The organism is Mesorhizobium sp. WSM4829 (assembly GCF_055811475.1).
Genome location: NZ_JBVVQJ010000188.1, coordinates 1 through 223 on the forward strand (window position 1 = coordinate 1; position 223 = coordinate 223).

Annotated in this window: 1 protein-coding gene; it reads right to left on the bottom strand. The window is 66.4% G+C overall.

The genetic code is table 11. The annotated features are described in order from the left end of the window. Window positions 1-223: CoA-binding protein (locus tag AC0L17_RS34790; protein ID WP_473519036.1), on the bottom strand; the 223-nt coding region annotated here is incomplete at both ends.

Genomic DNA, 223 nt, shown 5'->3' on the forward strand with positions numbered 1-223 from the left:
GCCTGCAGACGCTCCCCGACCTGGTCATGGAAGGCGGTTTCCCGAAAGCCGGCTGCATAGCATAACGCCCCTCCCGCGCCGCGCTCTGCCAGCGCACGGACCACTTCAATCGTCAGATGCTTGTTGACCGCTACGAAGGCGGCATCCGGTACGCCAGGCAGATCCGCCACCGAGCGGTAGGCTCTGACCCCGGCGACTTCGTCCTTCTCAGGGTGCACCGGCC